Here is a 25160-nt window from a genome sequence, read left to right as displayed (position 1 = left end):
ACGGCGGGGGTGCCGCGGCCGTCCGGTCGCCGGCCGTCCCGGCGCCGCCGCTGCCGCGGGTCGCGGCGCGGCCGGCGCCACCGGAGCGCTCGGAGCGGGTTCGCGAGATCGTCGCGGCCGGGCGGGCGCTGCTGGCGGCCGAGGGCCCGGACACGCTGACGATGCGCCGTGTCGGGGAGGTCGTCGGGATCCGGGCCGCGTCGCTCTACAAGCACCTGCCGGGCAAGCCGGCGCTGGAGGCGGCGCTCGTCGAGGACGCGCTGTTCGCCATCGGCGACCAGCTGCACGCCGTCGTCGACGCGGCGAGCGCCGCCGACGTCGTCACCTCGCTGGTCGCCGAGTACCGCCGCTTCGCGTTCGCGAACGCCAGCCTCTACCGGCTGGCGACCTCCGGCCGCGTCGACCGGAGCCTGTTCGTCCCGGGACTGGACGACTGGTCCGGCGAGCCGTTCTACCGGGCCACCGGCGACCCGTGGGTCGCGCAGGCGCTGTTCGGCGCGACCCACGGCCTGGTGGTCCTGGAGATGGACGACGCCTTCTCGAACTCCTCCGACCTGGGCGCCACCTGGCGAGCCATGGCGGCCGCCTTCACCCGCTGAGCCGAGGGCCCGGGCTCAGTGCTCGGCGACCGAGCCGAGGACCTCGTCGACGCGGGCCAGGATCTCCGGGGCGAGGGTGACGCCCGCGGCCTTGACGTTCTCGCGGACCTGCTCCGGCCGGGAGGCGCCGATGATCGCGGACGCGACGTTGTCGTTCTGCAGCACCCAGGCGACGGCCAACTGGGCGAGCGAGAGCCCGGCGTCGTCGGCGACCGGGCGCAGCTCCTGTACGGCCCTCAGCACGTCGTCGCTCATCAGGCGCCCGATGAAGGCGGAGCCGGTGGCGCCGGTGGCGCGGCTGCCGGCCGGCGGAGGCTGTCCCGGCAGGTACTTGCCGGTCAGCACCCCCTGCGCGATCGGCGACCAGACGATCTGCGAGACGCCGGCCTTGGCCGACGCCGGCACGATCTCGGCCTCGATCTTGCGGTAGAGCATCGAGTACTGCGGCTGGTTGGAGATGATCCGGTCCAGGCCCATCTCACCCGCCAGCCGGACCGCCTCGGTGATCTGCTCGGCGCTCCACTCGGACACGCCCACGTAGAGCGTCTTGCCGGCGCGCACGAGGTCGTCGAACGCGCGCAGCGTCTCCTCCAGCGGCACGGTCGGGTCATACCGGTGCGCCTGGTAGAGGTCGACGTAGTCGGTGCGCAGCCGCTTCAGCGACGCGTTCATCGACTCGATGATGTGCTTGCGGGACAGGCCTTTGTCGTTCTGACCTGGGCCGGTGGGCCAGAAGACCTTGGTCGCCAGCTCGTACGACTCGCGCCGGGTGCCGGCGAGCGCCTCGCCGAGCACGGTCTCCGCGCGCCCGCCCGCGTAGACGTCGGCGGTGTCGAAGGTGGTGATCCCCTCGTCGAACGCGGCCCGCACGCAGGCGATGGCCTGCTCGGACTCGATCTGGTCACCGTGGGTGATCCAGTTTCCGTACGCGATCTGGCTGACGGTCAGTCCGCTGCGACCCAGGCGTCGATACTCCACTCCGCAGACTCTAGGGCGTGTCTGATGGCTCTTGGCCGACGCGGGCGGGACCGCCACGCGGACGCGACCGCCTGGCCCGGCCGCGCGTGCCGTCCGGGCCAGGCGAGTCACCGATGACGTGCTCGCGGCGCTATCGGTCGCGGCTGACCCGCGGCGGTGGCGTGCGCCAGCGGCGCGGCACCAGCGAGCGCTGGATGGCGTAGAGCCGCACCTTCACCCGCGAGTCCGGGTAGCGCTCCTCGATGGCCTTGCTGACCTTGCGGCTGAGGAAGAAGCCGTCGACCGCGACCGCGAGGAGGCCGAGCAGCATCACGTAGACGGCGACCAGCCGCACGTAGCTGTTCGGCACGATTCCGCCGACCAGGTAGAAGGCGATGGCGAACAGGAAGAACGTGCCCGCGTTGATCCGGCTGTCGACGATGTCCCGGGCGAGCACCCGCTCCGGGGCGCGCTCGCGCGCGGGCATCTTCGACAGGTCGCCGGAGCGCAGGGCGGTTCGCTGCTCGGCCATCTGCCGGCGGCGCTCGTCCCTGGCGCGCGCCCGGGCCTCCTTCGTGTTGGCCGCCGGGCCGAACGCGCCGCCGGTGGAGCGGGCGGCCCGCGCCTGCGAGCGCTTGGGCGTCGGCCGGCCCTTCTTGGCGGTGACGCGGGTGTCGAGCACCTCGACGGGCTCGTCGAGGTCCACGGCGCCGTCGGCGTCCGGCTCGGCCTCGCGCGACCGCTTCCTGAGACTGATCGAAGCCATTAGGGGAGCGCCAACATCTGGTCGAGGGCCTTTCGGGCGTAGGTAGCCACCTCCGGCGCGACCGTGATCCGGTTGACCGGCTCGCCGCGGACGAGCGACTCCAGCGCCCATACGAGGTGTGGCATGTCGATGCGGTTCATTGTGGAGCAGAAACACACGGTGCGGTCCAGGAAGACGATGTTCTTGTCAGGGTGGCGGTTCGCGAGCCGCTGCACGAGGTTGAGCTCGGTGCCGATCGCGAAGGACGAGCCGGCGGGCGCCTCGTCCACCACCTTGATGATGTACTCCGTCGACCCGACCAGGTCCGCCCCGGTCACCACCTCGCGCTTGCACTCGGGGTGTACCAGGACAGTTACCCCGGGGATCCGGGCCCGTACCTCGTCGACGCACTCCCGGGTGAACCGGCCGTGCACCGAGCAGTGGCCCCGCCACAGGATCATCTTCGCGTCGCGCAGCTGGGCCGGGGTGAGCCCGCCGTTCGGGCGGCGTGGGTCGTAGACCACGCAGTCCGCCGCGGTCAGGCCGAGCTCGCCGATGGCGGTGTTACGGCCCAGGTGCTGGTCGGGGAGGAACAGTACCCGGCGCCCGCCGCGTTCCGGCCCGAACGCCCACTCCAGTGCCCGGCGGGCGTTCGACGACGTGCAGACCGTCCCGTCGTGACGGCCGGTGAACGCCTTGATCGCGGCCGAGGAGTTCATGTAGGTCACCGGCACCGTGCCCTCGGCGGCGCCGGCGTCCAGCAGGTCGTCCCAGGCCTGCTCGACCTGCTCGGCGGTGGCCATGTCCGCCATCGAGCAGCCGGCGGCCAGGTCCGGCAGGATCACCTGTTGGTGCGGCGCGGTCAGGATGTCGGCGCTTTCGGCCATGAAGTGCACGCCGCAGAAGACGATGTGCTCGGCCTCGGGGCGCGCGGCGGCCTGCTGGGCGAGCTTGAACGAGTCGCCGGTGACGTCGGCGAACGCGATCACGTCGTCGCGCTGGTAGTGGTGGCCGAGGACGAAGACCTTGCCGCCGAGGGCTTCCTTCGCGGCGGCCGCCCGCTCGGCCAGCCGCGGGTCGGCGGCGGCCGGCAGTGCTCCTGGGCAGTCGACGCCGCGCTCGCTGTCCGGGTCGGCGCCCTGGCCGAGCAGGAGCAGGGCCAGCGGCGACGGCGTCACGCCGATGCGCTCCAGGGTCGGGTTGGTCGTCATGGCAGCCCCTTCGGACGGCGCACTCGCGCGGGCAGCGCACTCGCGGTGCAGCTCGCACATATGGTCGTTCAGACTCTAACTCATTAATGGTCGAAGAGACACTAACTCGGCCGCCATGGCCGGTTCGCCGGGGCGTAAGGCGCGCGACACCTCGGCGACGGCTCGGGCCGCCCGCCCCGGTGCCGCCAGCCGATGGCCAGGTCCGCGGCAGGGGCGTTGGTCCCGAGTGAGATGGGTCACCCGGGACCCGGCCGGGAGGACCGTCAGGCAAGGATGCCTGTCCTGTCGGCACTGGCGGGACCGGCTCACGAGCCGGCGGAGGGCGCCGGACGTCGTGGCCGGCTGCTCGGTCCGTAGTTACGATGGGAAGCGGAACCGGGCCGACGTTGTTGGCACCGACTATCGCGGCGGCACACCGACGGTGCCGTGTGTGGGGGCGCGGGATCCGATGTGGATCGCGTGGGCTCCGCGCAGCGCATCCATCAGGCACGTTCCGAAAGGGCAGGAGCCCCTATGACCGTCCAGGACACGACGACGGACACCCAGACCCGGCCGAGCCAGGTCATCCTCACCGACCTGGCCGCGAGCAAGGTGAAGTCCCTGCTCGAGCAGGAGGGTCGCGACGACCTGGCCCTGCGTATCGCCGTGCAGCCCGGTGGCTGCTCCGGCATGCGCTACCAGCTGTTCTTCGACGAGCGCCAGCTCGACGGTGACACCGTCCACGACTTCTCTGGCGTCAAGGTCGCCGTCGACCGGATGAGTGCCCCGTACCTGGGCGGCGCCACCATCGACTTCGTCGACACCATCGAGAAGCAGGGCTTCACGATCGACAACCCGAACGCCCAGGGCTCCTGCGCCTGCGGCGATTCCTTCCACTAGATCGCACAGGCGCCCACGAGCGCCGCTGACTGATCGCCGGGTGCCCGGTGTGACGGAATTCACCCGTCACACCGGGCACCCGTGTTCTCGGCGGCGGGATGGCGTAGCGGGGCGCTACTGATCTCGATCAGGTGGACGGTTAGAGTTGGGCATCGTGCGTATCGCCGTCACCGGGTCCATCGCGACCGATCACCTCATGCGCTTCCCCGGGCGGTTCGCCGATCAGCTGATCGCCGAACAGCTCGAGCGGGTCTCGCTGTCCTTCCTCGTCGACGAGCTGGTCATCCGGCGCGGCGGGGTCGCGGCCAACATCAGCTACGGGCTGGGCCGGCTCGGGCTGCACCCGATCCTGGTGGGCGCGGTCGGCGAGGACTTCGCCGACTACCGGTCCTGGCTCGACCGGCACGGCGTCGACACCGCCTCGGTGCGGGTCAGCGACCTCGCGCACACCGCGCGTTTCGTCTGCACCACCGACGACGACCTGTGCCAGATCGCGTCCTTCTACCCGGGCGCGATGTCCGAGGCCCGCAACATCGAGCTCACGCCGGTCGCGGACCGGTTCGGCGGCCTGGATCTCGTCATCATCAGCCCGAACGACCCGGACGCGATGCTGCGGCACACCACGGAGTGCCGCCAGCACGGCTACCCGTTCGTCGCCGACCCCTCCCAGCAGCTCGCCCGGATGGAGGGCGAGCAGGTGCGCCACCTCGTCGACGGCGCGGCCTACCTGCTGTGCAACGAGTACGAGAAGGCGCTGCTCGAGCAGAAGACGGGCTGGTCGGACGCCGACGTGCTCGCCCACGTCGACGCCCGGATCACCACCCACGGGGCCGACGGCGTGCGCATCGAGCGCGACGGGACGTCGATCCACGTGCCGGTCGTGCCGGCGCGCGACACCCCGGACCCCACCGGCGTCGGCGACGCGTTCCGTGCCGGCTTCTTCGCCGGCCGGTCCTGGGACCTGCCGCTGGAGCGCTCGGCGCAGCTCGGCTGCCTGCTGGCGACGCTGGTGCTCGAGACCGTCGGCCCGCAGGACTACGAGGCCGACGAGGCGGAGCTGTTCAAGCGCTTCGCCGAGGCGTACGGCGCCGACGCCGCCACCGAGGTCCGCGAGTACCTGCCCCGTTCCTGAACCGCCCCCGTTCCTGAACCGCCACAGCTCCTGAACGCCCGGCCCCGCGCCGGCCGGCACGGGCGCGCCGCGGTGGCCAGCGGAGCCACCGCGCCGCGCCCGTGCCCGTTGCGCGGCCCGGCGGGCGGGCGTCCGGCGACGGCCGGGCGGTCAGGCCAGCCGGCGGACCAGGTGCGCGTGCCCGGCGGAGCCGAGCAACTCCTGGCCGCGCAGCCGGCACCAGGCGGCCACGTCGGCGGCCGCCGCGGGGTCGTCGGCGAGCAGCTCGATCGTCCCGCCGACCGGCACGTCGCCGATCCGCCTCGCCAGGTCGATGATCGGCAGCGGACAGCGTCGCCCCAACGCGTCGATGACCACGTCCGCGGTCCCGCCGCCCCGCGCGTCGCTCATATCGCTCCTTTCGCCATGTCGCTCCTTCCGCGCCGATGGCGCCGCCTTCGTCCCGCGGGGGCTAAAGCCCCACCGCGCCGGCGCGCTCGCGGATGGCGGTGACGGCGCCGGGAACGACGTCGAGCAGGGCGGAGAGGTCCGCCTCGGTGGAACCGCGGCCGAACGAGACCCGGATGTTGCCGTGGCTCAGCGCCCCCATCGCCACGAGCACGTGGCTTGGGGTCAACGTGTCGGAGGTGCAGCTTGATCCGCTGCTGACGGCGATCCCCGCCCGGTCGAGCTCGCCCAGCAGCGCCTCGCCCGCCACGTAGAGGCAGGAGAAGGCGACCAGGTGCGGCAGCCGGCCGGCCGGGTCCGGGTCGCCGAGCAGCTCGACGTCGTCGACCAGTTCGGGCAGCCGCGCGCGCAGCCGCGCGGTCAGCGCGCCGAGCCGCTCCCGTTCGGCGGCGAGCTCACCGGCGCGGGCGTGCAGCGCCGCCGCGGCCGCGACGATCGCCGGCAGGTTCGGGAAGCCGGGCGCGCGGCCGGACTCGCGCTCGTCGGCCGGCATCGGGTTCGCCCACCGGGTGCCGGAGCGGACCACGAGGATCCCAACCCCTGGCGGACCGCCGAACTTGTGCCCGCTCGCCGTCAGCAGGTCCACGCCCAGCTCCCCGACGTCGACCGGGAGCTGCCCGACGGTCATCGCCGCGTCGGTGTGCACCGGCACCCCGGCGGCGTGCGCCACCTCGGTCACCGCCGCGAGCGGCTGCACGGTACCGACCTCGTGGTTGGCGTGCTGCAGCGACACCAGCGCCGTGCCCGGTGGCGGGGTGAACCCGGCGGGGTCGACCCGGCCGTATCCGTCGACCCCGACAGTGTGGGTCCGGCCGCCGGCCCGTTCGTGGCGTTCGGCGGCGTGCAGCACGCTGGAGTGCTCCACCGCGCTGACCAGCACCAGATCGCCGGCGCGGCGACGGGCGGCGGCCGTGCCGAGGACCGCCAGGTGCGCGGCCACCGTCCCGCTCGCGCAGAAGGAGACCTCGTCGGCCCGGGCGCCGAGCACCCCGGCGACAGTCTCGCGGGCGGCGTCGAGCAGCATCCGCGCCCGGCGGCCCTCCCGGTAGAGCCGGGCCGGGTCGGCCCAGCCCTCGTCGAGCGCCGCGAGCAGGGCCGCCCTGGCGGCCGGGTGCGGCGGGGTCGTCGACGCGTGGTCGAGATAGGCCGGCACGCCCTCGACGCTACTGTCCTTCGCCCGTCCCTCGCCGCCGACCGGCTGACCGCGGGATCGCCGTGCCGCCCGCCCTGGGATCCGTCTCACAGTCGGCCACGGCCAGGCCCCCGCGGGGCCGGCGCGCGACGGCGATGGTCCTGGCTGGGAGCGGTCCTTCGGGTCGGTTCACCTGGGCGGATGGGCCGCCTCGACAACTGTTCGTATTGAGTCATCACTCTGCGCGTTCTTGTGCGAGGGCTGATTCGTGTGAACCCTGGCGCGGGAGGGCCTCAGGCGAGAACCGTGACGTCGGCTGGGATACGCTCCCGTCGCAGCATCTACAGCGTGTCGAAGACCGTGCGTCGGCCCAGGCGACCCAGTTCGCGTGTCCCGGGTGACGTAGTCGTGGGAGGCAGGACCTGGTGAGGAGTTCCTTCGGTCGGACCCGGCCGGCGCGCGGCTCAGGTCGCCCTGTCGCGGGCGACACAGCGCCGCCCGCGACCGACCTTTCCGCCGCCGCGGGTGAGCCGGCCACGGCCAGCGACGGCCGTGACAGCGGTGTGAGCCGCGGCCGCGCCGGGCGCGCGCTGCGGCTCGGCGCCGGGCTCAGTGTGCTCGCGCTGACCGCGACCGCGTGCGGCGTGCCGAACTTCGGGTTCCCGGACGGCGTGACCAACCACAGCGCCCGGATCCTGAACCTGTGGAAGGGTTCGGCGATCGCGGCGCTCGCCGTGGGTGTGCTGGTCTGGGGGCTGATCTTCTACGCGATCATCGCGTTCCGGAAGCGGTCGGAGGCCCTGCCGCGCCAGGTCCGGTACAACCTCCCCGTCGAGGTGCTGTACACGGTGGTGCCGGTCGTGGTCGTCGCCGGCCTCTTCTACTACACCGCGCGCGACGAGATCGAGATCAACAAGCTGTCGGATGACCCGGACGTCACGGTCAACGTGGTCGGCTTCCGGTGGAACTGGCAGTTCCGGTACATGGACACCGGCCAGAGCGGCGGCGACGTCGTCGAGGTGACCGGCCAGCCCGGCCAGCCCGCCGTGCTCGTCCTGCCGGAGGGGCGCACCGTCCAGTTCGTGCTGACGTCGCCGGACGTCATCCACTCGTTCTGGGTGCCGGAGTTCCTCTTCAAGCGGGATGTCGTGCCAGGCCGCATCAACAGGTTCGAGGTCACTCTGACCAAGACCGGCACCTTCATCGGCCGGTGCGCCGAGTTGTGTGGCACTGATCACGACAAGATGAACTTCTACGTCAAGGTCATCCCCGGGGACGAGTACGACAGGTTCATTGCGGAACGCGAGTCCGGCGGCGCGACGGCCGCTGGCATCCCCGCGCTCACCTCTGCCGGTAGCGGCGCCACCACCGGGAGCGAACAGTGACGCTTGTGCACGAGCCGCCGGTCGGGCACGCGGGCCCACCGGCTGACGAGGCCCCGCCGAAGGCCATCAAGACCCTGCTGGAATACCTGCGGACGACGTCTCACAAGGACATCGCCCTCATGTACTTCCTCACCTCGTTCGCGTTCTTCGCCTTCGCCGGCATCCTGGCGATGTTCATGCGGGCCGAGCTGGCCCGGCCGGGCCTGCAGGTCGTCTCGAACGAGCAGTTCAACCAGCTGTTCACGATGCACGGCACGCTGATGCTGCTGATGTTCGCGACGCCGCTGGCCTTCGCGTTCGCGAACTACCTGATCCCGCTGCAGATCGGCTCGCCGGACGTCGCGTTCCCGCGGCTGAACGCGCTGTCGTACTGGCTGTTCCTGTTCGGCAGCCTCACGGTCATCGCCGGCTTCCTGACGCCCGACGGCGCCGCCTCGTTCGGCTGGTTTGCCTACGCGCCGCTGTCGAACGCCACCTATTCGCCCGGCGTCGGCGGCGACCTGTGGGTGCTGGGCCTGGCGACCTCCGGTATGGGCACCATCCTGGGCGCGGTGAACATGATCACCACGCTGCTGTGCCTGCGGGCCCCCGGCATGACGATGTTCCGGATGCCGATCTTCTGCTGGAACTTCCTGGTCACGTCGATCCTGGTGCTCGTCGCCTTCCCGCCGCTGGCGGCCGCGCTGCTGGCGCTGGAAGCCGACCGCCGGTTCGGCGCGCACATCTTCGAGGCGGCCAACGGCGGGGCGCTGCTCTGGCAGCACCTGTTCTGGTTCTTCGGGCATCCCGAGGTGTACATCATCGCCCTGCCGTTCTTCGGCATCATCACCGAAGTACTGCCGGTGTTCTCCCGCAAGCCGTTGTTCGGTTACAAGGGACTCGTCTTCGCGACGATCGGCATCGGGGCGCTGTCGATCTCGGTGTGGGCGCACCACATGTTCGTCACCGGCGCCGTGCTGCTGCCGTTCTTCGCCTTCCTGTCGTTCCTGATCGCGGTGCCCACCGGGGTCAAGTTCTTCAACTGGATCGGCACGCTGTGGCGGGGGTCGCTCACCTTCGAGACGCCGATGCTGTTCAGTCTCGGCTTCCTGGTGACGTTCCTGTTCGGCGGCCTGACCGGCGTGCTGCTGGCCAGCCCGCCGATCGACTTCCACGTCTCCGACAGCTACTTCGTCGTCGCCCACTTCCACTACGTGGTGTTCGGGTCCGTCGTGTTCGCCGCCTACGCCGGCGTCTACTTCTGGTTCCCGAAGGTCACCGGGCGGCTGATGGACGAGCGGATCGGCAAGATTCACTTCTGGACGCTGTTCTTCGGCTTCCACCTGACCTTCCTGGTGCAGCACTGGCTGGGCATCAAGGGCATGCCGCGTCGGTACGCCGACTACGGCCCGGGCGACGGTTTCACCACCCTGAACACCGTCTCCACGGCTGGGGCGTTCTTCCTGGCGCTGTCGACGCTGCCGTTCATGTACAACCTGTGGCATTCGTACAAGAAGGGCAAGATCACCAGGGTCGACGACCCATGGGGCTTCAGCAACTCGCTGGAGTGGGCGACGTCCTGCCCGCCGCCGCGACACAACTTCCTGTCGCTGCCGCGGATCCGCTCCGAGCGTCCCGCGTTCGACCTGCACTACCCGGCGATCGCGGCGGGCGGGGCGATCGAGCACCGCGCCACCCCGGAACTGAGCAGCTAAGGCGGCCGTGGGATGAAGGTAGAAGGGTACATCTTCAACATCATCGGCATCTTTGCCGTGATCGTTGACATCATCTACTGGATCTACTCGAAGGACCCGACGGGCACCGCCGCGCTGGCGTTGACCGCCGGCATGGGGTTCCTGGTGGGCACCTACCTGCTGTTCACCGGCCGCCGGGTCGGGATGCGCCCGCAGGACCTGCCAGACGCCGAAATCGCCGACGGCGCGGGTGAGCTCGGGCATTTCACCCCGGGCAGCTACTACCCGTTCTTCATCGCCGCCAGCGCCACCCTCGGCGTCTCGGGCTTCATCTTCGGCATCTGGCTGGCCCTCATCGGCGGCCTGATGACCCTGTTCTTCGTGACCTGCCTGGTCTTCGAGAACTTCTGGCACCCGCCGGTCCCGGAGGACTGAGCAAAAACCAAAGACCAAAGGGCCAAGCACAGACGGGTGTTGGGGGGGGGGGGGGGGGGGGGGCCCCCCCCCCCCCCCGGGGGGGGGGGGGGGGGGGGGGGGCCCCCCCCCCCGCCCACACCCGTTTCGACGCTCTCGGCGCCTGGTCCGCCCGGTCAGTCCATGAAGGGCTGGGCGGCCGCCACCACCCGGTCGAAGATGCCCTCGCGCAGCGCGGCGCCCTCCCGGCGCACCCCCTCGGGATCGAGCACCAGCAGCCGGTCGAGCCGGACCTCGCTCGGCCGGCGCTCGCGGTCCCAGCCGCCGGTGCCGATGTCCATCCAGTGGCGGCCGTAACGCGCCTCCTGCGCGGCGTCCCGGTCATGGTCCTTGCTGGTGAGCATCAGCCCGAGGTAGCGGTCGCCGCGAGTCCCGATCAGCAGCACCGGCCGGTCCTTGCCCTGGCGCGGGTCGTCCTCGTAGGGCACCCATGCCCAGACGACCTCGCCGGGATCCGGCTCCCCGTCCCGTTCGGGCAGGTAGATGAACTGATCTTCTTCATCGATCACGACACGAGCGTATTAGCGAGCCAGGCGCGTGCCGCGCCCGGTACCCGACGGCGTCGAGAGCGGCGCTTTTCGACCAGGCGCCGACGGAAGGCGCGCCTACGGGAGGCGTCAGGAGGCCGCGGCGGCGCGGCTCGAGGTGACCCAGCGGTCGAGGAGGGCCGCGGCGGCGCCCGAGTCTAGGGCGGTGGCGACACGCTCCAGCTGGGCCCTGATCTGCTCGGTGACCGGCGCCGCGGTGGGGCCCTCGGCGGCGACGAGCGCGGCGGCGGCGGCGAGCAGCACGGCGTCGCGCACCGGGCCCGGCTTGCCCGCGAACACCGCGCGGGCGACCCCGGCGTTGAAGCGGGCGTCGGCGCCGCGCAACGCCTGCCTGTCCGCCACGTCGATGCCCACGTCCCGCGGGTCGAAGCGCTCGGTGCGCAGCGTCCCCTCGGCGGCGACCCAGATCGTCGACGGTGCCGACGGGCTCAGCTCGTCCAGGCCGTCGTCGCCGCGGAAGACCAGCGCCCGGGTGCCCCGGTCGACGAGCACCTGGGCGATCACCGGCGCGAGCCGGGCGTCGGCGACCCCGATGGACTGGGCGCCGGGCCGGGCCGGGTTGGCCAGCGGGCCGAGGATGTTGAACACCGTCGGCACGGCGAGCTCGGAGCGGACCGCCGCGACGTGGCGCATCGCTGGGTGGAACGAGCGCGCGAAGCAGAACGCGATCCCGGCCTCGGCCAGGGTCGCCGCGACGCCGTCCGGCGGCAGGTCGATGACGACGCCCAGCTCCTCCAGCAGGTCCGCGGAGCCGCAGGACGAGGACGACGCCCGGTTCCCGTGCTTGACGACCGGGACGCCGAGCGCCGCGACGGCGACCGCCGCCATCGTCGAGAGGTTCACGGTGTGCGACCGGTCGCCGCCGGTGCCGCAGGTGTCGACGGCCGCGGCGAGCAGTTCGGCGTCGGCGCGCACCGGCAGGGCGAAGTCGAGCATCGCCGCGACCAGGCCGCCGATCTCGGCCGGTGTCTCGCCCTTCGCGCGCAGCGCCGTGACGAACGCGGCGATCTGGGCGTTGGTGGCCATGCCGGACATGATCTCGTTCATCGCCCAGCTGGTCGCCTCGGCGGCGAGCGCCTCGCCGGCCAGCAGCGTGACCAGCAGGTCGGACCAGGTGTGCCCGGCCGGGCCGCTCATCGCGTCGTGGGGCCGTGCGCGGCGTAGGTGACCGGGCGGCGGACGGGCGCGCCGGAGGCCCTCGCCAGCAGCAGGCCGACGACGGCCTCCGTCAGCTCGTCCGGGTCGACCGGGTGGGTCACCACCGCGTCCGCGAGCGACCAGGTGGCGAGCCACCGGTCGTCCCGACGCGCGACGAGCAGGACGGTCGGCGGGCAGTCGGCGATCTCGTTCTTGAGCTGGCGGGACAGGCCCATCCCGCCCTCGGGAGTCGCCTCGGCGTCGAGGACGACCAGGTCGGCCTCGCCCTTGTCGACGGCGGTCACGAGCTCGCGGCCGTCGGTCACGTCGACGAGCTCCAGCTCATCGAGCCGAGGGTCGGGAAGGTTGCCGATGGCCGCCTTGACGCGCTCGCGTATGTCAGCCCGGTCTGCATACACCAGGACGGTGCTCATGCCCTGGGCTTCCTTTCGCTCCGAGGTACCGCCGCGGTGGGCGGCGGGGACGCGCCCGCGCGCCATGACCAGGCGACGGCCCTCCGGCCGGCCCCGCCGACCGGAGGGTCCGGCCTGGCAGGCCCGGATCGGTCGGTCTCGCGCGCGGGCCCAGGGCGGCGTCGCGAGCGCCACGACGACGGTGAATCCGGTGCGAGGGTATCGGACCAGGCGCGGTACGGTCTGCCCAGCCCGGCCGTCGGCCCCGTCGCGACGCGGGCGACGCCGTTCTTCTCACCGGTCACCATCATCCTTCCGATCAACATCCTTGTCACATGCATGTTGCGGAAGCGATACTGAGAATCGTTCTCAGTCTGTACTAGGATGAGTCCGGTGGGGCGCCCCTGTGGGGACCCGACCGCTCGCCATGGCGCCGAAGGAGGTGACGCGTGCCGGAACAGCAGTCCGATCTTCGGCTGACTCCGCAACGCGCCGCCGTGCTGGCGGTGCTGCGGTCGGCGCACGACCACCCGACCGCGGCCGAGGTCTACGAGCGTGTGCGCGCGGTGTCGCCCGGCATCGGCAGCGCGACCGTCTACCGGTCGCTCGCCCTGCTGGTCGCCACCGGCCACGCCCTGGAGCTCAACCTGGGCGGCGGGTCCGCCGCCCGCTACGACGCCAACATCGACCGCCATGACCACGCGGTCTGTGAGCGGTGCGGGCGCGCGGTCGACATCGACCACCCCATCCCCGCGGGGATGGTGGCGGAGATCGCTCGGAACTCGGGCTTCTCCATCACCGGCTACGACCTGCAGTTCCGCGGCCTGTGCCCGGACTGCGCGGCGACGACCGGCCAAGCGGGCCGCGCGGCGATGACGAAGCCTCGCGTGGCTCGCGTCCCTCCAGCCGACATGGCTGGTACGGACCCTGGTGCGCCCGAGGACACCTGAGACCCGCGCGGACGCGCTGGGCCGAGGGCGCCGACGAACGCACCTCAACCCGATGAAGGAGTACGCATGCCGAAGCTCGAAGGCACCAAGACGCACGCGAACCTCAAGGAGGCGTTCGCTGGCGAGAGCCAGGCCAACCGCCGTTACCTGTACTTCGCGCGTCGCGCCGACATCGAGGGCCTGACCGACGCCGCCTCGCTGTTCCGCGACACCGCGGAGGGCGAGACCGGGCACGCGTTCGGCCACATGGACTTCCTGGCCGAGGTCGGCGACCCGGCGACCGACCAGCCGGTCGGCGACACCCCGAAGAACCTGGCCTCCGCCGTCGCCGGTGAGACCTACGAGTTCACCGCGATGTACCCGGGCTTCGCCAAGGAGGCCCGCGAGGAGGGCTTCGAGGAGATCGCCGACTGGTTCGCGACGCTGGCCCGGGCCGAGAAGACCCACGCCGGTCGTTTCCAGAAGGCCCTCGACGCCGTCCTGGCCGAGGAGAACGCCTAAGAACATCGGACGACGTCGTCGTTCGAGGCCGCCGTCGGTGCCGCCGCCGCACGCCCAGGGGCGTGACCTGGTAGCGGGCGGCGGCAGGGAGCAACATCTGGGCCGGGGTACCCGGGCTCGGCGGTTCTCGCCGGCCCGGGCCCCGGCCCCCCGCCGGTGCGCCGGGCCCCACGTCCCGCCCGCGCCGGCGGGCCCCCCCGGGGGGGCGGGGCCCCGGGGGGGGGGGGGTCGGCCGGGGCCGGGCCCCCGCCCCGACGCCTGTGCGCCGGTCCGCTCGTCCGGCCGGCGCGGCCGGACCCGGCCGGCGCGGCCGGACAGTCACGGTCCGGGGCCGTGGGCCCCGCGCGACGAACCCTCCCGAACGCCGAGGCCTCACCCGGGCGGGCGGATCCCGGGTCCTGCCCCCGGGGAGGATGGAAGAGACTCACCGAATACGCCGCGGGCCGGCGCCGGCCACGCAGGGTGGCCAGACCAGCGGCGGGCATCCCAGCTGTGGCCTCGGGAGGCGCGGCGACATCCGCCCTCACGCGGGCCCCTGACCACCAGGGGGTTACCGATGACGCTGACCGTCCAGGACATCACCACCGACCACGAGGCGTACGCGGCCACCCGGGCCCAGGCCCGTAAGCACATGATCCCGGTACGCGCCGAGCGGCGGGTTCGCGTCGGCGACATTCTCGTCTTCGAGTTCGAGAACGCCCAGACGCTGCGCTACCAGGTGCAGGAAATGGTCTACACCGAGCGGCTCACCGACCCGGCCGAGGTCGCGCACGAGGTCGCGGTGTACGGCCGGCTGATGCCCTCCAGTCATGCCCTGACGGCCACGATGTTCATCGAGCTGAAGTCCTCCGAGTCGGTCCGCGAGGAGCTGGTCAAGCTGGCCGGGCTGCACGACGCCATCTCGCTGGAGATCGACGGCGAGGTCGTGCCCGCCGAGGAGATCCGGGGCATCGACGAAGACCCGAACGTGCCGAGCGAGACCGTGTCGGTGCACATGTTCCGCTTCCCGCTCACCGACGAGCAGCGCGACAAGTTCCGTGACCCGGCGGTGCCCGTCGAGCTCGCCGTCGACCACGAGGCCTACAGCGACTCCACCCCCATCGAGGGCGGCACCCGGCGAAGCCTCATCGCCGACCTCACGCTGCGCGCCTGACCGCCGCGCGGCTGACCGCGTGCCCGCCTGACCGAATCGCCCTGGCCGGCGGCCACGCGCCTCGTGGGTGGCTCCACCGCGAGAACCGGCCGGCCGGTCGCCACCGCCGCCGTGTCGGTGACGGCCCGGCCGCCGTCTGTCCCGGCCGCCGCGGGTCGTGAGTCTTGGCACATCGGTGCGCGGCGGGCGCGGACGGTGGCCGGGTGGTTGCTCCTGTTCGGGCGCGACTGGCGTGGCGGCGCGGAAACCCCTGCTGACCAGGGGTTCTCAGGTTTGTGTCGGCGTCGCGGTGGTGCTGAGGTGATGGTCGCCATGTGGGCGTGGTGGGCTGTCAAGGGGCGTTCGGCGGGTGTCCGGGGGTCTTCTACGGGCTGTAGGAGGTGGGTCGACCGGTCCTCGACCGGTCGTAGTCCTACCGAACGTCGAACCTTCGGTGGCGCTTGCGCGGGCGCGTGCCAGAATGACCGGCGTGGCCACGGCACCCGTTCTCGAGAAGGCTCCGCCGCCACACCCCTTGGCTAACCGCCCGTCGATGGTCTCGGTTGGCACCGTGGTGTGGCTGTCGTCGGAGCTGATGTTCTTCGCGGCGCTGTTCGCGATGTTCTACACGATCCGTTCGGTCAACAGCGGCAACTGGCCGCCCACGACCGGTGACCCCGCAGGTTCCGAGATCGGTCCGGTGCACCTGCATGTCGCCTACGCGCTGGTCTTCACGATCATCCTGGTGCTGTCCAGTGTGACCTGCCAGCTCGGCGTGTTCGCCGCGGAGCGGGGCGACGTGTTCGGCCTGCGCCGCTGGTACACGATCTCGCTGATCATGGGTGCGATCTTCATCGGTGGCCAGGCGTGGGAGTTCTTCGCCGAGAACGAGTTCGGCCTCAACTCGCACGCCTATGGCTCGGTGTACTACCTGACCAGCGGCTTCCACGGACTGCACGTGATCGGTGGTCTGATCGCCTTCATCATGGTCCTGGCCAGGTCGACCTACGGGCGGTACACGCCGGAGAAGGCCACGTCGGCGATCGTCGTGTCGTACTACTGGCACTTCGTCGACGTCGTCTGGATCGCCCTGTTCGCGACCATCTACCTCCTCCAGTGAGCGACATGACTGCATCGACGGACTCCGACATGACCGCGTCCCCCGACGCCCCGGAGGCGGCCGACCCGGCCGCCGAGCCGGCCGTGGCGCGGCCCGCGAGCGTACGCGGGCGGCTGGTCTCCGCGACCGCGCGCAGGTCCCGCCCGGCCAGCGCGCGCCGGCGGCGCCGCTCGTCCACGCTCGTCCTGTCGCTCGCCCTCATGGCCACGGGCGTGCTGTGGACGGTGCTCGCGCCGAGCGGCAGCGCCCAGGACAGCGCGGCCGACAGCGCGGCGGTCCGGGAGGGCCGCGCGCTCTACCTGCAGGGCTGCTCGACGTGCCACGGCCTCAACGCGGCCGGCACGGTCTCCGGCCCGAGCCTGATCGGCGTCGGCGAGGCCGCGGTCGACTTCCAGATGTCGACCGGGCGCATGCCGCTCGCCAAGCCGGGCGCCCAGGCGGAGCGCAAGGAGCCGAGCTACTCCCAGGTGCAGATCGACCAGATCGCCGCCTACATCCAGACCCTCGGCGGCGGCATCGAGAAGCCGGAAGTCAGCGAGGAGGCGCTCGCCGACGCCGACCTGATGTTCGGCGGCGAGCTGTACCGCGCGAACTGCGCGCAGTGCCACCAGGCCGCGGGTGAGGGCGCTCCGCTGACCTACGGCAAGTACGCCCCGGCGCTGACCAACGCCACGCCGGAGCAGATCGTCGAGGCCATGCGCGTCGGCCCCGAGTCGATGCCGGTGTTCGCCGAGAGCCAGATCGACGAAGAGGGCGCCACGGCGGTCGCGGCGTACATCCTGCACATGCGCGACACCCCGAGCCCCGGTGGTCACAAGCTGGGCTCCTACGGCCCCGTGCCCGAGGGCCTGCTCGCCTGGCTCGTCGGCATCGGCGGCCTGCTCGGCGTGTGCCTGTGGATCGGAGCGAGGCAGAAGGTATGAGCGAGCAGGACGAGACTCCCGCCGGCGGCGGCGGGAGCGTCTTCGACCGGGTGAAGCGCCCGGCCGGCGGCGGCTCGGACGGGGGGAGCGGCGGTCCGGAGGTGCTCGGCACCCCGCCGGCCCCGACCGACTCCACCCAGCTGGAGGAGCACACCGCCTGGCGGCACGCCGGGGTCGCGCACCGGGCCCCGCGGGCCGAGGACGTCGACCGGCGCGCCGAGCGGCGGGCCGAGCGGCTGATCGCCTTCTGGTTCACCGCCTCGGTGATCGGCACGCTCGGCTTCATCGTCGCCAACTTCGTCGGCGACAAGCACAAGGCGTACTACACCCCGGTGCTGGGCACGGCGCTCGGCCTCGCCGTCGGCGGGCTCGGCATCGGGATGATCCTGTGGGCGAAGCGGCTGATGCCGCACGAGCAGGCCGTGCAGGAGCGCCACTCGTTCAAGAGCACCGACGAGGAGACCGCGGTGTTCGAGGAGGAGGTGGCGCTCGGATTCCACGACATGGGCCTCGGCAGGCACAAGCTGCTGCGCCGCAGCCTGCTCGGCGCCGGCGCGGTGCTCGGCGGCCTGACCGTCGTGCCGCTGCTCAACCTCACCAACGCCAAGCCGGGCAAGAAGCTCGACCACACCCACTGGGTGAAGGGCGCCCGGATGGTCACCGGCGAGGGCCGCTTCGTCAAGCTCGGCGAGATCGCCATCGGCGGCATCGAGACCGTCTTCCCCGCGGTGCCGATCACCAACGCCAGCGGCGAGACCGAGTTCGAGCCGCTGCTCGACCTGCACGCCAAGGCCGACAGCGCGACGATCCTGGTCCGCCTCGAGCCGGGGATCAACAAGCCCCGGCAGGGCCGGGATGGCTGGGACGTCGACGGCCTGGTCGCCTACTCGAAGATCTGCTCGCACGCCGGCTGCCCGGTCAGCCTCTACGAGCAGCAGACCCACCACCTGCTCTGCCCGTGCCACCAGTCGGTGTTCGACGTGCCGGACGGCTGCCGCGCCATCTTCGGCCCGGCCAGCCGCTCGCTGCCGCAGCTCGCGCTCGGCGTCGACGACGAGGGCTACCTCATCGCTCGGGACGGCGACTACACCGAGCCCATCGGGCCCGCGTTCTGGGAGCGCTCATGACGACGACGAGCGGGCCAGGCGCCCCGGCCCCGAAGCTCGCGAAGCGGCCGAGCCCGGTCCGCAAGATGAACCGGGCGGTCGACGAGCGGTTCCACACTCAGCGGTCCCTGCGGGAGAACCTGAACAAGGTCTTCCCGGACCACTGGTCGTTCATGATCGGTGAGATCGCGCTCTACAGCTTCGTCATCCTGTTGCTGACCGGGATCTACCTGACCCTGTTCTTCGACCCGAGCAACACGGAGATCATCTACGACGGCTCGTACGTCCCGCTCAAGGGCGTGGAGATGAGCCGGGCGTACGCCTCGACGCTCGACATCAGCTTCGACACCCGGGCCGGGCTGGTCTTCCGCCAGATCCACCACTGGGCGGCACTGCTGTTCGTCGCGGCGATCATCGTCCACCTGTTCCGGGTGTTCTTCACCGGCGCCTACCGCAAGCCTCGCGAGATCAACTGGCTGATCGGCGTCGGTCTGCTGGTGATGGGCATCTTCGAGGGCTTCGCGGGCTACTCGCTGCCGGACGACCTGCTCTCCGGCACCGGTCTGCGGATCGCCTCGTCGATCGCGCAATCGATCCCGGTGGTGGGCACCTGGGCGTCGTTCCTCGTCTTCAACGGGGAGTGGCCGGGCACGAACTTCCTACCCCGGCTCTACGTCGCCCACATCCTGCTGATACCCGGCCTCCTGCTGGCCCTCATCGGCGCGCACATGGGCATCCTCTGGTTCCAGAAGCACACCGACTTCCCGGGCCCGGGCAAGACCGAGGACAACGTCGTCGGGCACCGGGTGTTCCCGGTGTTCGCCGTGAAGTCCGGCGGGTTCTTCATGATGGTCTTCGCGATGCTGGCGCTGCTCGGCGGCCTCGCGCAGATCAACCCGATCTGGCTGTTCGGCCCGTACGACCCGTCGAAGGTCAGCTCGGCGTCCCAGCCCGACTTCTACATCGGCTTCCTGGACGGCTCGACCCGCCTGATGCCGCCCTGGGAGTTCCGCGGGCTCGGGCATACCGTCGCCGCGGTGTTCTGGCCGACGGTGATCCTGCCCGGCATCCTGTTCACGCTGCTCGCGCTGTACCCGTGGCTCGAGTCGAAGTTCACCGGGGACCGCGAGTCGCACAACCTGCTGCAGCGGCCGCGAGAGGCGCCGACCCGCACCGCCATCGGCGCGATGTCGATCACCTTCTACGTCGTGCTGTGGATCTCCGGTGGCAACGACGTCATCGCGAAGACGTTCAGCATCTCGCTGAACGCGATGACCTGGGCGGGCCGAGTCGGGATCATCATCCTGCCGCCGATCGCCTATGTCGTGACCAAGAAGCTGTGTATCGCGCTCAACGCCCGGGACCACGAGATCGCGCACCACGGCATCGAGACCGGCATCATCCGGCAGCTGCCGTCGGGCGAGTTCGTCGAGGACCACCGGCCCAAGCCGGACCCCGTACCGGACCACCCAGTGGTGCCGACACACCGGTTCGAGCTGTCGCCGCCCGGCGAGCACGGCAACGGCCACGGCAAGACCGGCGTGGCGACCCGCGCCCGCAAGGCCGTCACCGGCTTCTTCACCGAGGAGAAGGCCGAGGGCGGCGAGGAACCGGTCAGCGGCGCCCGCCACTGACCGGACGCACCAGCCTCCGGACGCGTCAGCTGGTCCACCCCGCAGGGGGCGTGCTCACCCGAGCGCGCCCCTTGCGGCGTCTCTGGAGGTCGGGGCTCGCGGGCAGCCTCTCGACCTCGGGCATGGTGCCATGCCCGACGACTTCCTCGTACCTTGAACGGCGCCCGGCGCCCGGCGCCCGGCGCCCGGCGCCCGGCGCCCGGCGCCCGGCCCGCGGCGCGCCGCGGGCCGCTTCACGCCGCCGCGTCTCCAGGAGGACCGCCCCGACGGGCCCAGCCGAAGGCCCTGACCGCCCCTTCCGGATCCCGTCATACGTCAGTGGGACGGCGGGGGTCGTCTCGTGCCCCTGACGTCGGACACGATTCGCCGTAGCGTCGGACAGGATGGGGAGTCCGCCGGGTGGCCCCGCCTCGGGCCTCGTCCGCGCCGGCGGAACCGCGGGCCAGGGACCACCCGCTCGCGGCCCTCGGCTCCTCACGGACCTCTTGCCAGAGGAATCCTGGTTCTGTCAGACGTCAGCGGGACGGCGGGCGCTGTCCTATGCCCCTGACGTCGGACACGATCCACCGCGGCGTCGGACAGGACGACGAGCCCACCGGGTGGCCTTGCCTCGGCCCCCTCTGCGCGGTCGGAGCCGCTGGCCGGGGAGCATCCGCCCGCGGCCTCGGGTCCTGGGCTCTCGGCTCCTAGCGAATGTCGTGGCGGAGTAGTCCTGCCCCTGCCAGGCGCCGGCGGTAGGCGATCCGTTCTTGGCGCTGGGTCTGACGGGATTGGCAGTCACGCCGGACGGAGCACGCCCTGCCGGCCGCGGCGCACCTGCATGGCCGGGCGCGGCCTGTTTCAGGAACGATGCGGCCGCAGGGTGCCTCGGATGTCGTCAACCACCTGGAGCGGTCGGTCTGTCACGTCATCCCAGGTGACACGCACGATCTTCCAACCGAGCCTCGTGAGCGCGTTCTGACGGCGGCGGTCCCGGAAGAGCGGGTCAGGGACCTCGGAATGACCGCCCGCCGTCGTTCTGGAAGGGCGTGAGCCCGATTCGGTCAGGCGAACCCTCGCGCTGGCGCCGTGGAATCGGGCCCCGTCCGCTTCCACGGCGACCCGGCGGCTCGGATAAGCGAGATCCACCCGAGCCACAAACCCGGCGTCGTCATCGTGGACGGTCCACTGGAGCTCCTCGGGCGTAAGGTCGTGATCGAGCAACAGGAGGCGGGTGCGTGTCTCCAACACAGATTCCGACCGTCCATCGGCCAGGACCCACCACGGGGCGACACGCCGACATCCGGGACGCCACGCGCTGGCGGCGCGGGCCGCTGCCAGGTCGGCTAACGTGCCGGACCGCAGAGCGGCGTCCATGAGGCTCACGGCGTGCTCCCGACTGCCGGCTGTCAGGACGAGGTCCGCGAGTGTCAGGGCTGCCGAGGTCATGGTGATGTCGGAGAGGACGACGACGCTGTCGGGTGGCGGCGCTTCACGGCGGGGCACGAGCACCACGCCGCGCGCCGACCGCCGACTGCCCCGGTCAGCGATCAGCAGGTGCACCGGCTCGTCGTCGGCCGCCTCCACGACCGAGCCGAAACCGAGCAGCCGGGCCGCCGTGATCCCGCAGACGACGGCGTCCGGATGGGTGGCGAGGGCGGCCAGCACCCGCGGGCGCAGCCGGGCGCGCTGGTCGGGATGGTCGGGCGGGGCGAGCCGGTCCGCGATCGATCTGATGATGTAGGCGCCGCGTACCGGGCGCTCCCACCAGCCCCGCCGGACGAATGTCCGGATCTCCTGCCGGGTCAGCCCGGCTTCGATCGCCTGGGCGTAAGTAATCATTCCGCTCTGGCCACGGGCCACCCGCCCGACAAGCAGCATCGCCTCCGAGACTGGACGAGGCGATCTTCTGGGCACATCAGGACGATCGGGTCGTTCGGTCGTTCTGTCCACGCCGTCCCGCGGCCCTGGGGACAGCCGGCCGTCATCCACAGGGACACATCCGCGTCCAGCGGGGAGAGGGCCGGCCCGCACCCAGCGGGGAGAGGGCTGGCCACGTCCAGCGGGGAGAGGGCCGGTCCGTACCCAGCGGGGAGAGGGCTGGCCGCGTCCAGCGGGGAGAGGGCCGGTCCGTACCCAGCGGGGAGAGGGCTGGCCGCGTCCAGCGGGGAGAGGGCTGGCCACGTCCAGCGGGGAGAGGGCCGGTCCGTACCCAGCGGGGAGAAGGCTGGCCCGTACCCAGCGGGGAGAAGGCTGGCCGCGTCCAGCGGGACGGACCTCGCTTCGGAGCCGTGTTGAGCCGTCGGCGCGGAACCTCTGGCCGCCCCGTGCCACGATCCGTCGCGCTTTCGCGCGGCCAGTGCTGTTTCCGGCTACGTTGGCCCGCGCCAGCGGCACCGTGTCGTCATCCTGTCCGACATGAGGGGCGGTCCCGTCCGACATGGGGGGCTGGTGGACGGCGTTTCGTACCCCTGGCATCGGACAGGACATCCAAGATCCCTGCGCGGGGGGGTGGAACGTGGCCATGCCCGGAATCGGGGCCCGCGCCGGATCATCGGCCGGGCGAGCCTTCCGGGATACGGCGCGAGTGTGGACGCAAACCGGTCCGACACCACGGTGAATCCTGTCAGGCGCGAGGGGCGCGAAACGACGCCCGTTGGAGCCCTGACGTCGGACAGAATCGCCCCTGACATCGGACAGGACGAGCAGGTGGAGTGCGCGTCCACGGCGGCCGACGTCGCTGGAGCGGCGCCAGTGGGAAAGGCGCCATCGAGCGCGGGCCCGAGGACCGCGTGACCCTGGGGCAGGGTGACAGTCACGCGGGCGTCTTCGCGATCATGGTGCCGGGTGCCGGGTGCCGGGTGCCGGGTGCCGGGTGCCGGGCCGATGGCCAGCTCCTATGTCGCTCCGTGTGGTCGGCCGAGGCCAGCCCTGATCACCGATGGAGCGGCCGGCGGGGCTCGCCGGGCTGGTGGGTGGTGCGGTGGCTCGTCCGGGGGTCCGCCGGTGGCGGGGCGGGGAGCTCGGCGGCGGCGCGGGCGGAGCCGGCGGCGGGCCAGGCCCAGGTGCCGGTGAGCTGGACCAGGCGGGCGCCGGGGGAGGACAGCCAGCGCTCGATCCGCTCCATCTCGGCGGCGGAGGCCGCCGGGGTCGGGCCAGGGCCGGGGCGCACCGTCTCGGCGGTGGCGACGACGGCGTCCACCCAGGGGCGCGGGTCGACGCCGCGGGCCACCGTCGCCGCGGCGGCCAGTCGGCCGTGGCGGACGACGGCCAGGTCCCAGCCGCGCTCGGCGGTGGGCACCGCGCCCACCAGCTCGGCGATGGCGCCGAGCGCGGCCAGCCGCTGCTGACGGGCCGCGGCCCGCACGAACCCGGCCATCCGGTCCCGGGTGAGCGCCGCCTCCTCGTATCGCTCCTGCTCGGCCAGCGAGCGCATCCGGCGGTGCGCGGCGGCGACGACGATGTCCGGGGCCCCGGTGATGGCCTCGCGGGCGGCGGCCACGAGGACGGCGTACTCGTCGACGGACTGCCGCCCGTCGCAGGGGGCGCCGCACTTGCCGAGATCCGCCAGCGCGCAGGCGGGGCTCGGTCGGCGTGGCGAGAGCCGCCCGCCGCAGCGGCGCAGCGCCACGGCCTCCAACAGCGCTTCGGCGGCCAGCTCCGCGCCGTTCACGTCGCGGAACGGGCCGAGGTAGGTGGCGCCGTCCGCGCGGACGGCGCGCACCATCGACAGCCGGGGGAACGGCTCGTCGGTGAGGCGGAGGAACACCACGCGCTCGGGGAAGCGGGAGCGGCGGTTGTAGGGCGGCTTGTGCTCGGCGATCAGCCGCAGCTCGCGGACCTCGGCCTCGAGCGCGTGCGCGCAGGAGATCGCGTCGACCCGCTCGGCCGCGGCGACCATCTCGGCCATCCGGGTGCGGGTCTCGCTCGCGGTGAAGTAGGTGCGGACCCGGGTGCGCACCGAGGCCGACTTGCCGACGTAGAGGACCCGGCCGGAGCCGTCCCGGAACAGGTAGACGCCTGGGCCGGTGGGCAGGTCGTCGGCGAGGGTCCGCTTGCGGCGCTGGGCGGGCGAGACCCGGGCGCTGTACTCGTGGACGTCCTCCAGCGTCGTCACGCCGAGGTTGCCGAGCCGCTCGAACAGGCCGTGCAGGACGTCGACCGTGGCGCGGGCGTCGGCCAGCGCCCGGTGGCACGGCTCGGTGCGGGCGCGGAACAGCCGGGCGAGCGAGGAGAGCTTGTTGTCCGGGCTCTCGTCGCGGGTCACCACCCGGCGGGCCAGCTTCGCGGTGTCGAGGTGCTCCCAGGTGGGGACGGGGTAGCCCACCCGTTCGCAGGCGGCCTTGAGGAAGCTCAGGTCGAAGCCGGCGTTGTGGGCGACCAGCACCGACCCGCGGATGAACTCCAGGAAGGCCGGCAGCACCTCGGCCAGCGGCGGTGCCTCGGCGAGCATCGCGTCCGTGATCCCCGTCAGCACCGTGATGAGCGGCGGGACCCCGTCGGTAGTGCGGACCAGGGTGGCGAACTCGGCGACGACCTCGCCGCCGTGGACCTTGACCGCGCCGAACTCGGTGATCTCGGCCGTGCTCGGCCCGGTGCCCGTCGTCTCCAGGTCGAAGACCACGAACGTCACGTCGCGCAGCGGCCGCCCCAGCTCGTCGAGGCTGCCCTGCCGGGGGCGGGGAGGGACAGGAGGCACACCCGGAACCTAGTGACCAGGTCCGACACTCCTGTGCCTGGCCTGCCCGGCCCGCGCCGCTGGCCGGGACAGATCCGTCCCAGGGCGGTCCGGCGGCCGCGGATCGGCGACAAGGCGAGGCCCCAACCCGAGGGCCTCGCGGGCACCCTCGTCCGCGCCTGACGGCCGCCGGGGTCCGCCGCCACGCCCATCGGTGTCCGGATCACTCGGCGGCTGTACTGGCGCTCGTTACCGCCTGTTTGTTGCTCACGTGGGCTGACCGTCGGCTTGACATGGCTTCTGGTTGACTGTGTGTGAACCGCTTGACGGGCTGGTTGTCCGTACGGGATATTTGGCTCCGCTCGCCTCTGGTCCTACGCATCTGTAGAAGTCGCCGGGTTCTCT

The 25160-nt window shown here is 72.0% G+C and carries 23 protein-coding genes; 13 read left to right on the top strand and 10 right to left on the bottom strand.

Annotation, left to right across the window (positions count from 1 at the left end):
- Positions 1–50: 50 nt before the first annotated feature.
- Positions 51–599 carry a TetR/AcrR family transcriptional regulator gene (locus tag I6A81_RS31415; RefSeq protein ID WP_238429674.1) on the top strand — a complete coding sequence of 183 codons (549 nt, stop codon included), beginning with the start codon at positions 51–53 and terminating at the stop codon, positions 597–599.
- 15 nt (positions 600–614) lie between these two features.
- On the opposite strand, the gene I6A81_RS31410 is transcribed toward I6A81_RS31415, so the two are convergent.
- The 3 genes from I6A81_RS31410 to nadA all read right to left on the bottom strand — a co-directional run bounded on the left by I6A81_RS31410 (position 615) and on the right by nadA (position 3512).
- Entirely contained in the window at positions 615–1577 is a 963-nt protein-coding gene (locus I6A81_RS31410) for an aldo/keto reductase family protein (protein ID WP_203004805.1), read from the bottom strand.
- Between the two features lie 130 nt (positions 1578–1707).
- Positions 1708–2322: a DUF3043 domain-containing protein gene (locus I6A81_RS31405; RefSeq protein WP_203004806.1), complete on the bottom strand. Its 615-nt coding sequence runs from the start codon at positions 2320–2322 to the stop codon at positions 1708–1710.
- Entirely contained in the window at positions 2322–3512 is a 1191-nt protein-coding gene (gene nadA / locus I6A81_RS31400) for a quinolinate synthase NadA (RefSeq protein ID WP_203004807.1), read from the bottom strand. The genes I6A81_RS31405 and nadA overlap by 1 nt, the downstream gene beginning before the upstream one ends.
- A 513-nt stretch (positions 3513–4025) precedes the next feature.
- Here nadA and I6A81_RS31395 point away from each other — a divergent pair.
- Both I6A81_RS31395 and I6A81_RS31390 read left to right on the top strand, forming a co-directional pair.
- Positions 4026–4391, top strand: a complete 366-nt coding sequence (locus I6A81_RS31395) for a HesB/IscA family protein (protein ID WP_203004808.1) — start codon at positions 4026–4028, stop codon at positions 4389–4391.
- Positions 4392–4545: 154 nt separating this feature from the next.
- Positions 4546–5523, top strand: a complete 978-nt coding sequence (locus I6A81_RS31390; protein WP_203004809.1) for a carbohydrate kinase family protein — start codon at positions 4546–4548, stop codon at positions 5521–5523.
- Between the two features lie 150 nt (positions 5524–5673).
- On the opposite strand, the gene I6A81_RS31385 is transcribed toward I6A81_RS31390, so the two are convergent.
- A complete protein-coding gene (locus I6A81_RS31385) occupies positions 5674–5913 on the bottom strand; it encodes a sulfurtransferase TusA family protein (protein WP_203004810.1) in 240 nt (79 codons plus the stop codon).
- Between the two features lie 61 nt (positions 5914–5974).
- Entirely contained in the window at positions 5975–7123 is a 1149-nt protein-coding gene (locus I6A81_RS31380) for a cysteine desulfurase family protein (RefSeq protein ID WP_203004811.1), read from the bottom strand.
- Between the two features lie 404 nt (positions 7124–7527).
- Between I6A81_RS31380 and ctaC the strand changes: the two genes are divergently transcribed.
- The 3 genes from ctaC to I6A81_RS31365 are packed head-to-tail and all read left to right on the top strand — an operon-like array spanning position 7528 to position 10595.
- Positions 7528–8487, top strand: coding sequence for an aa3-type cytochrome oxidase subunit II (gene ctaC / locus I6A81_RS31375; RefSeq protein WP_203004812.1), 960 nt, complete (start codon positions 7528–7530; stop codon positions 8485–8487).
- Complete coding sequence (gene ctaD / locus I6A81_RS31370) at positions 8484–10181, top strand: aa3-type cytochrome oxidase subunit I (protein ID WP_203004813.1); 1698 nt, start codon at positions 8484–8486, stop codon at positions 10179–10181. Before ctaC ends, ctaD begins: the two co-directional genes overlap by 4 nt.
- A gap of 12 nt (positions 10182–10193) precedes the next feature.
- Positions 10194–10595, top strand: coding sequence for a cytochrome c oxidase subunit 4 (locus I6A81_RS31365; RefSeq protein WP_203004814.1), 402 nt, complete (start codon positions 10194–10196; stop codon positions 10593–10595).
- A gap of 155 nt (positions 10596–10750) precedes the next feature.
- Here the strand turns inward: I6A81_RS31365 and I6A81_RS31360 are convergent, their stop codons facing one another.
- The 3 genes from I6A81_RS31360 to I6A81_RS31350 all read right to left on the bottom strand — a co-directional run bounded on the left by I6A81_RS31360 (position 10751) and on the right by I6A81_RS31350 (position 12753).
- Positions 10751–11143 carry a type II toxin-antitoxin system PemK/MazF family toxin gene (locus I6A81_RS31360; protein WP_203008072.1) on the bottom strand — a complete coding sequence of 131 codons (393 nt, stop codon included), beginning with the start codon at positions 11141–11143 and terminating at the stop codon, positions 10751–10753.
- 108 nt (positions 11144–11251) lie between these two features.
- Positions 11252–12319, bottom strand: coding sequence for an anthranilate phosphoribosyltransferase (gene trpD / locus I6A81_RS31355; protein ID WP_203008070.1), 1068 nt, complete (start codon positions 12317–12319; stop codon positions 11252–11254).
- Positions 12316–12753 (bottom strand): response regulator transcription factor, encoded by a 438-nt coding sequence (locus tag I6A81_RS31350; protein WP_203008069.1) that lies wholly within the window; start codon positions 12751–12753, stop codon positions 12316–12318. The genes trpD and I6A81_RS31350 overlap by 4 nt, the downstream gene beginning before the upstream one ends.
- Before the next feature lie 428 nt (positions 12754–13181).
- On the opposite strand from I6A81_RS31350, the gene I6A81_RS31345 reads away from it, so the two are divergent.
- The 7 genes from I6A81_RS31345 (at position 13182) to qcrB (ending at position 20098) form a co-directional block, all read left to right on the top strand.
- Positions 13182–13682, top strand: a complete 501-nt coding sequence (locus tag I6A81_RS31345) for a Fur family transcriptional regulator (RefSeq protein WP_307875034.1) — start codon at positions 13182–13184, stop codon at positions 13680–13682.
- A gap of 66 nt (positions 13683–13748) precedes the next feature.
- On the top strand, positions 13749–14183 hold the full coding sequence (locus tag I6A81_RS31340) for a rubrerythrin family protein (RefSeq protein ID WP_203008068.1): 435 nt from the start codon (positions 13749–13751) through the stop codon (positions 14181–14183).
- 556 nt (positions 14184–14739) lie between these two features.
- Positions 14740–15336 (top strand): DUF3501 family protein, encoded by a 597-nt coding sequence (locus I6A81_RS31335; protein WP_203006777.1) that lies wholly within the window; start codon positions 14740–14742, stop codon positions 15334–15336.
- 460 nt (positions 15337–15796) lie between these two features.
- Complete coding sequence (ctaE, locus tag I6A81_RS31330; protein WP_203006778.1) at positions 15797–16435, top strand: aa3-type cytochrome oxidase subunit III; 639 nt, start codon at positions 15797–15799, stop codon at positions 16433–16435.
- Positions 16436–16440: 5 nt separating this feature from the next.
- The gene (qcrC, locus tag I6A81_RS31325) at positions 16441–17358 is read left to right on the top strand and encodes a cytochrome bc1 complex diheme cytochrome c subunit (RefSeq protein WP_238430708.1); all 918 of its coding nucleotides are present in this window, start codon (positions 16441–16443) and stop codon (positions 17356–17358) included.
- On the top strand, positions 17355–18485 hold the full coding sequence (gene qcrA / locus I6A81_RS31320) for a cytochrome bc1 complex Rieske iron-sulfur subunit (protein WP_203006779.1): 1131 nt from the start codon (positions 17355–17357) through the stop codon (positions 18483–18485). Before qcrC ends, qcrA begins: the two co-directional genes overlap by 4 nt.
- Positions 18482–20098 carry a cytochrome bc1 complex cytochrome b subunit gene (qcrB, locus tag I6A81_RS31315; RefSeq protein ID WP_203006780.1) on the top strand — a complete coding sequence of 539 codons (1617 nt, stop codon included), beginning with the start codon at positions 18482–18484 and terminating at the stop codon, positions 20096–20098. The genes qcrA and qcrB overlap by 4 nt, the downstream gene beginning before the upstream one ends.
- A gap of 840 nt (positions 20099–20938) precedes the next feature.
- On the opposite strand, the gene I6A81_RS31310 is transcribed toward qcrB, so the two are convergent.
- Entirely contained in the window at positions 20939–21958 is a 1020-nt protein-coding gene (locus I6A81_RS31310) for a type IV toxin-antitoxin system AbiEi family antitoxin domain-containing protein (protein WP_203006781.1), read from the bottom strand.
- 1054 nt (positions 21959–23012) lie between these two features.
- Positions 23013–24776, bottom strand: coding sequence for a DEDD exonuclease domain-containing protein (locus I6A81_RS31305; protein WP_203006782.1), 1764 nt, complete (start codon positions 24774–24776; stop codon positions 23013–23015).
- Between the last annotated feature and the right edge of the window lie 384 nt (positions 24777–25160).

Origin of the sequence: Frankia nepalensis (assembly GCF_016786325.1) — a bacterium.
GTDB lineage: Bacteria > Actinomycetota > Actinomycetes > Frankiales > Frankiaceae > Pseudofrankia > Pseudofrankia nepalensis.
This window is presented reverse-complemented; position numbering and strand designations above follow the sequence as displayed.

Coding starts and splice junctions, on each gene's coding strand:
- I6A81_RS31395 (WP_203004808.1), top strand. CDS start 4,026: ATGACCGTCCAGGACACGACGACGGACACCCAGACCCGGCCGAGCCAG.
- I6A81_RS31405 (WP_203004806.1), bottom strand. CDS start 2,322: ATGGCTTCGATCAGTCTCAGGAAGCGGTCGCGCGAGGCCGAGCCGGAC.
- I6A81_RS31365 (WP_203004814.1), top strand. CDS start 10,194: ATGAAGGTAGAAGGGTACATCTTCAACATCATCGGCATCTTTGCCGTG.
- ctaE (WP_203006778.1), top strand. CDS start 15,797: ATGACCGGCGTGGCCACGGCACCCGTTCTCGAGAAGGCTCCGCCGCCA.
- nadA (WP_203004807.1), bottom strand. CDS start 3,512: ATGACGACCAACCCGACCCTGGAGCGCATCGGCGTGACGCCGTCGCCG.
- qcrA (WP_203006779.1), top strand. CDS start 17,355: ATGAGCGAGCAGGACGAGACTCCCGCCGGCGGCGGCGGGAGCGTCTTC.
- trpD (WP_203008070.1), bottom strand. CDS start 12,319: ATGAGCGGCCCGGCCGGGCACACCTGGTCCGACCTGCTGGTCACGCTG.
- I6A81_RS31340 (WP_203008068.1), top strand. CDS start 13,749: ATGCCGAAGCTCGAAGGCACCAAGACGCACGCGAACCTCAAGGAGGCG.
- I6A81_RS31310 (WP_203006781.1), bottom strand. CDS start 21,958: ATGCTGCTTGTCGGGCGGGTGGCCCGTGGCCAGAGCGGAATGATTACT.
- qcrC (WP_238430708.1), top strand. CDS start 16,441: ATGACTGCATCGACGGACTCCGACATGACCGCGTCCCCCGACGCCCCG.
- I6A81_RS31335 (WP_203006777.1), top strand. CDS start 14,740: ATGACGCTGACCGTCCAGGACATCACCACCGACCACGAGGCGTACGCG.
- qcrB (WP_203006780.1), top strand. CDS start 18,482: ATGACGACGACGAGCGGGCCAGGCGCCCCGGCCCCGAAGCTCGCGAAG.
- I6A81_RS31350 (WP_203008069.1), bottom strand. CDS start 12,753: ATGAGCACCGTCCTGGTGTATGCAGACCGGGCTGACATACGCGAGCGC.
- I6A81_RS31385 (WP_203004810.1), bottom strand. CDS start 5,913: ATGAGCGACGCGCGGGGCGGCGGGACCGCGGACGTGGTCATCGACGCG.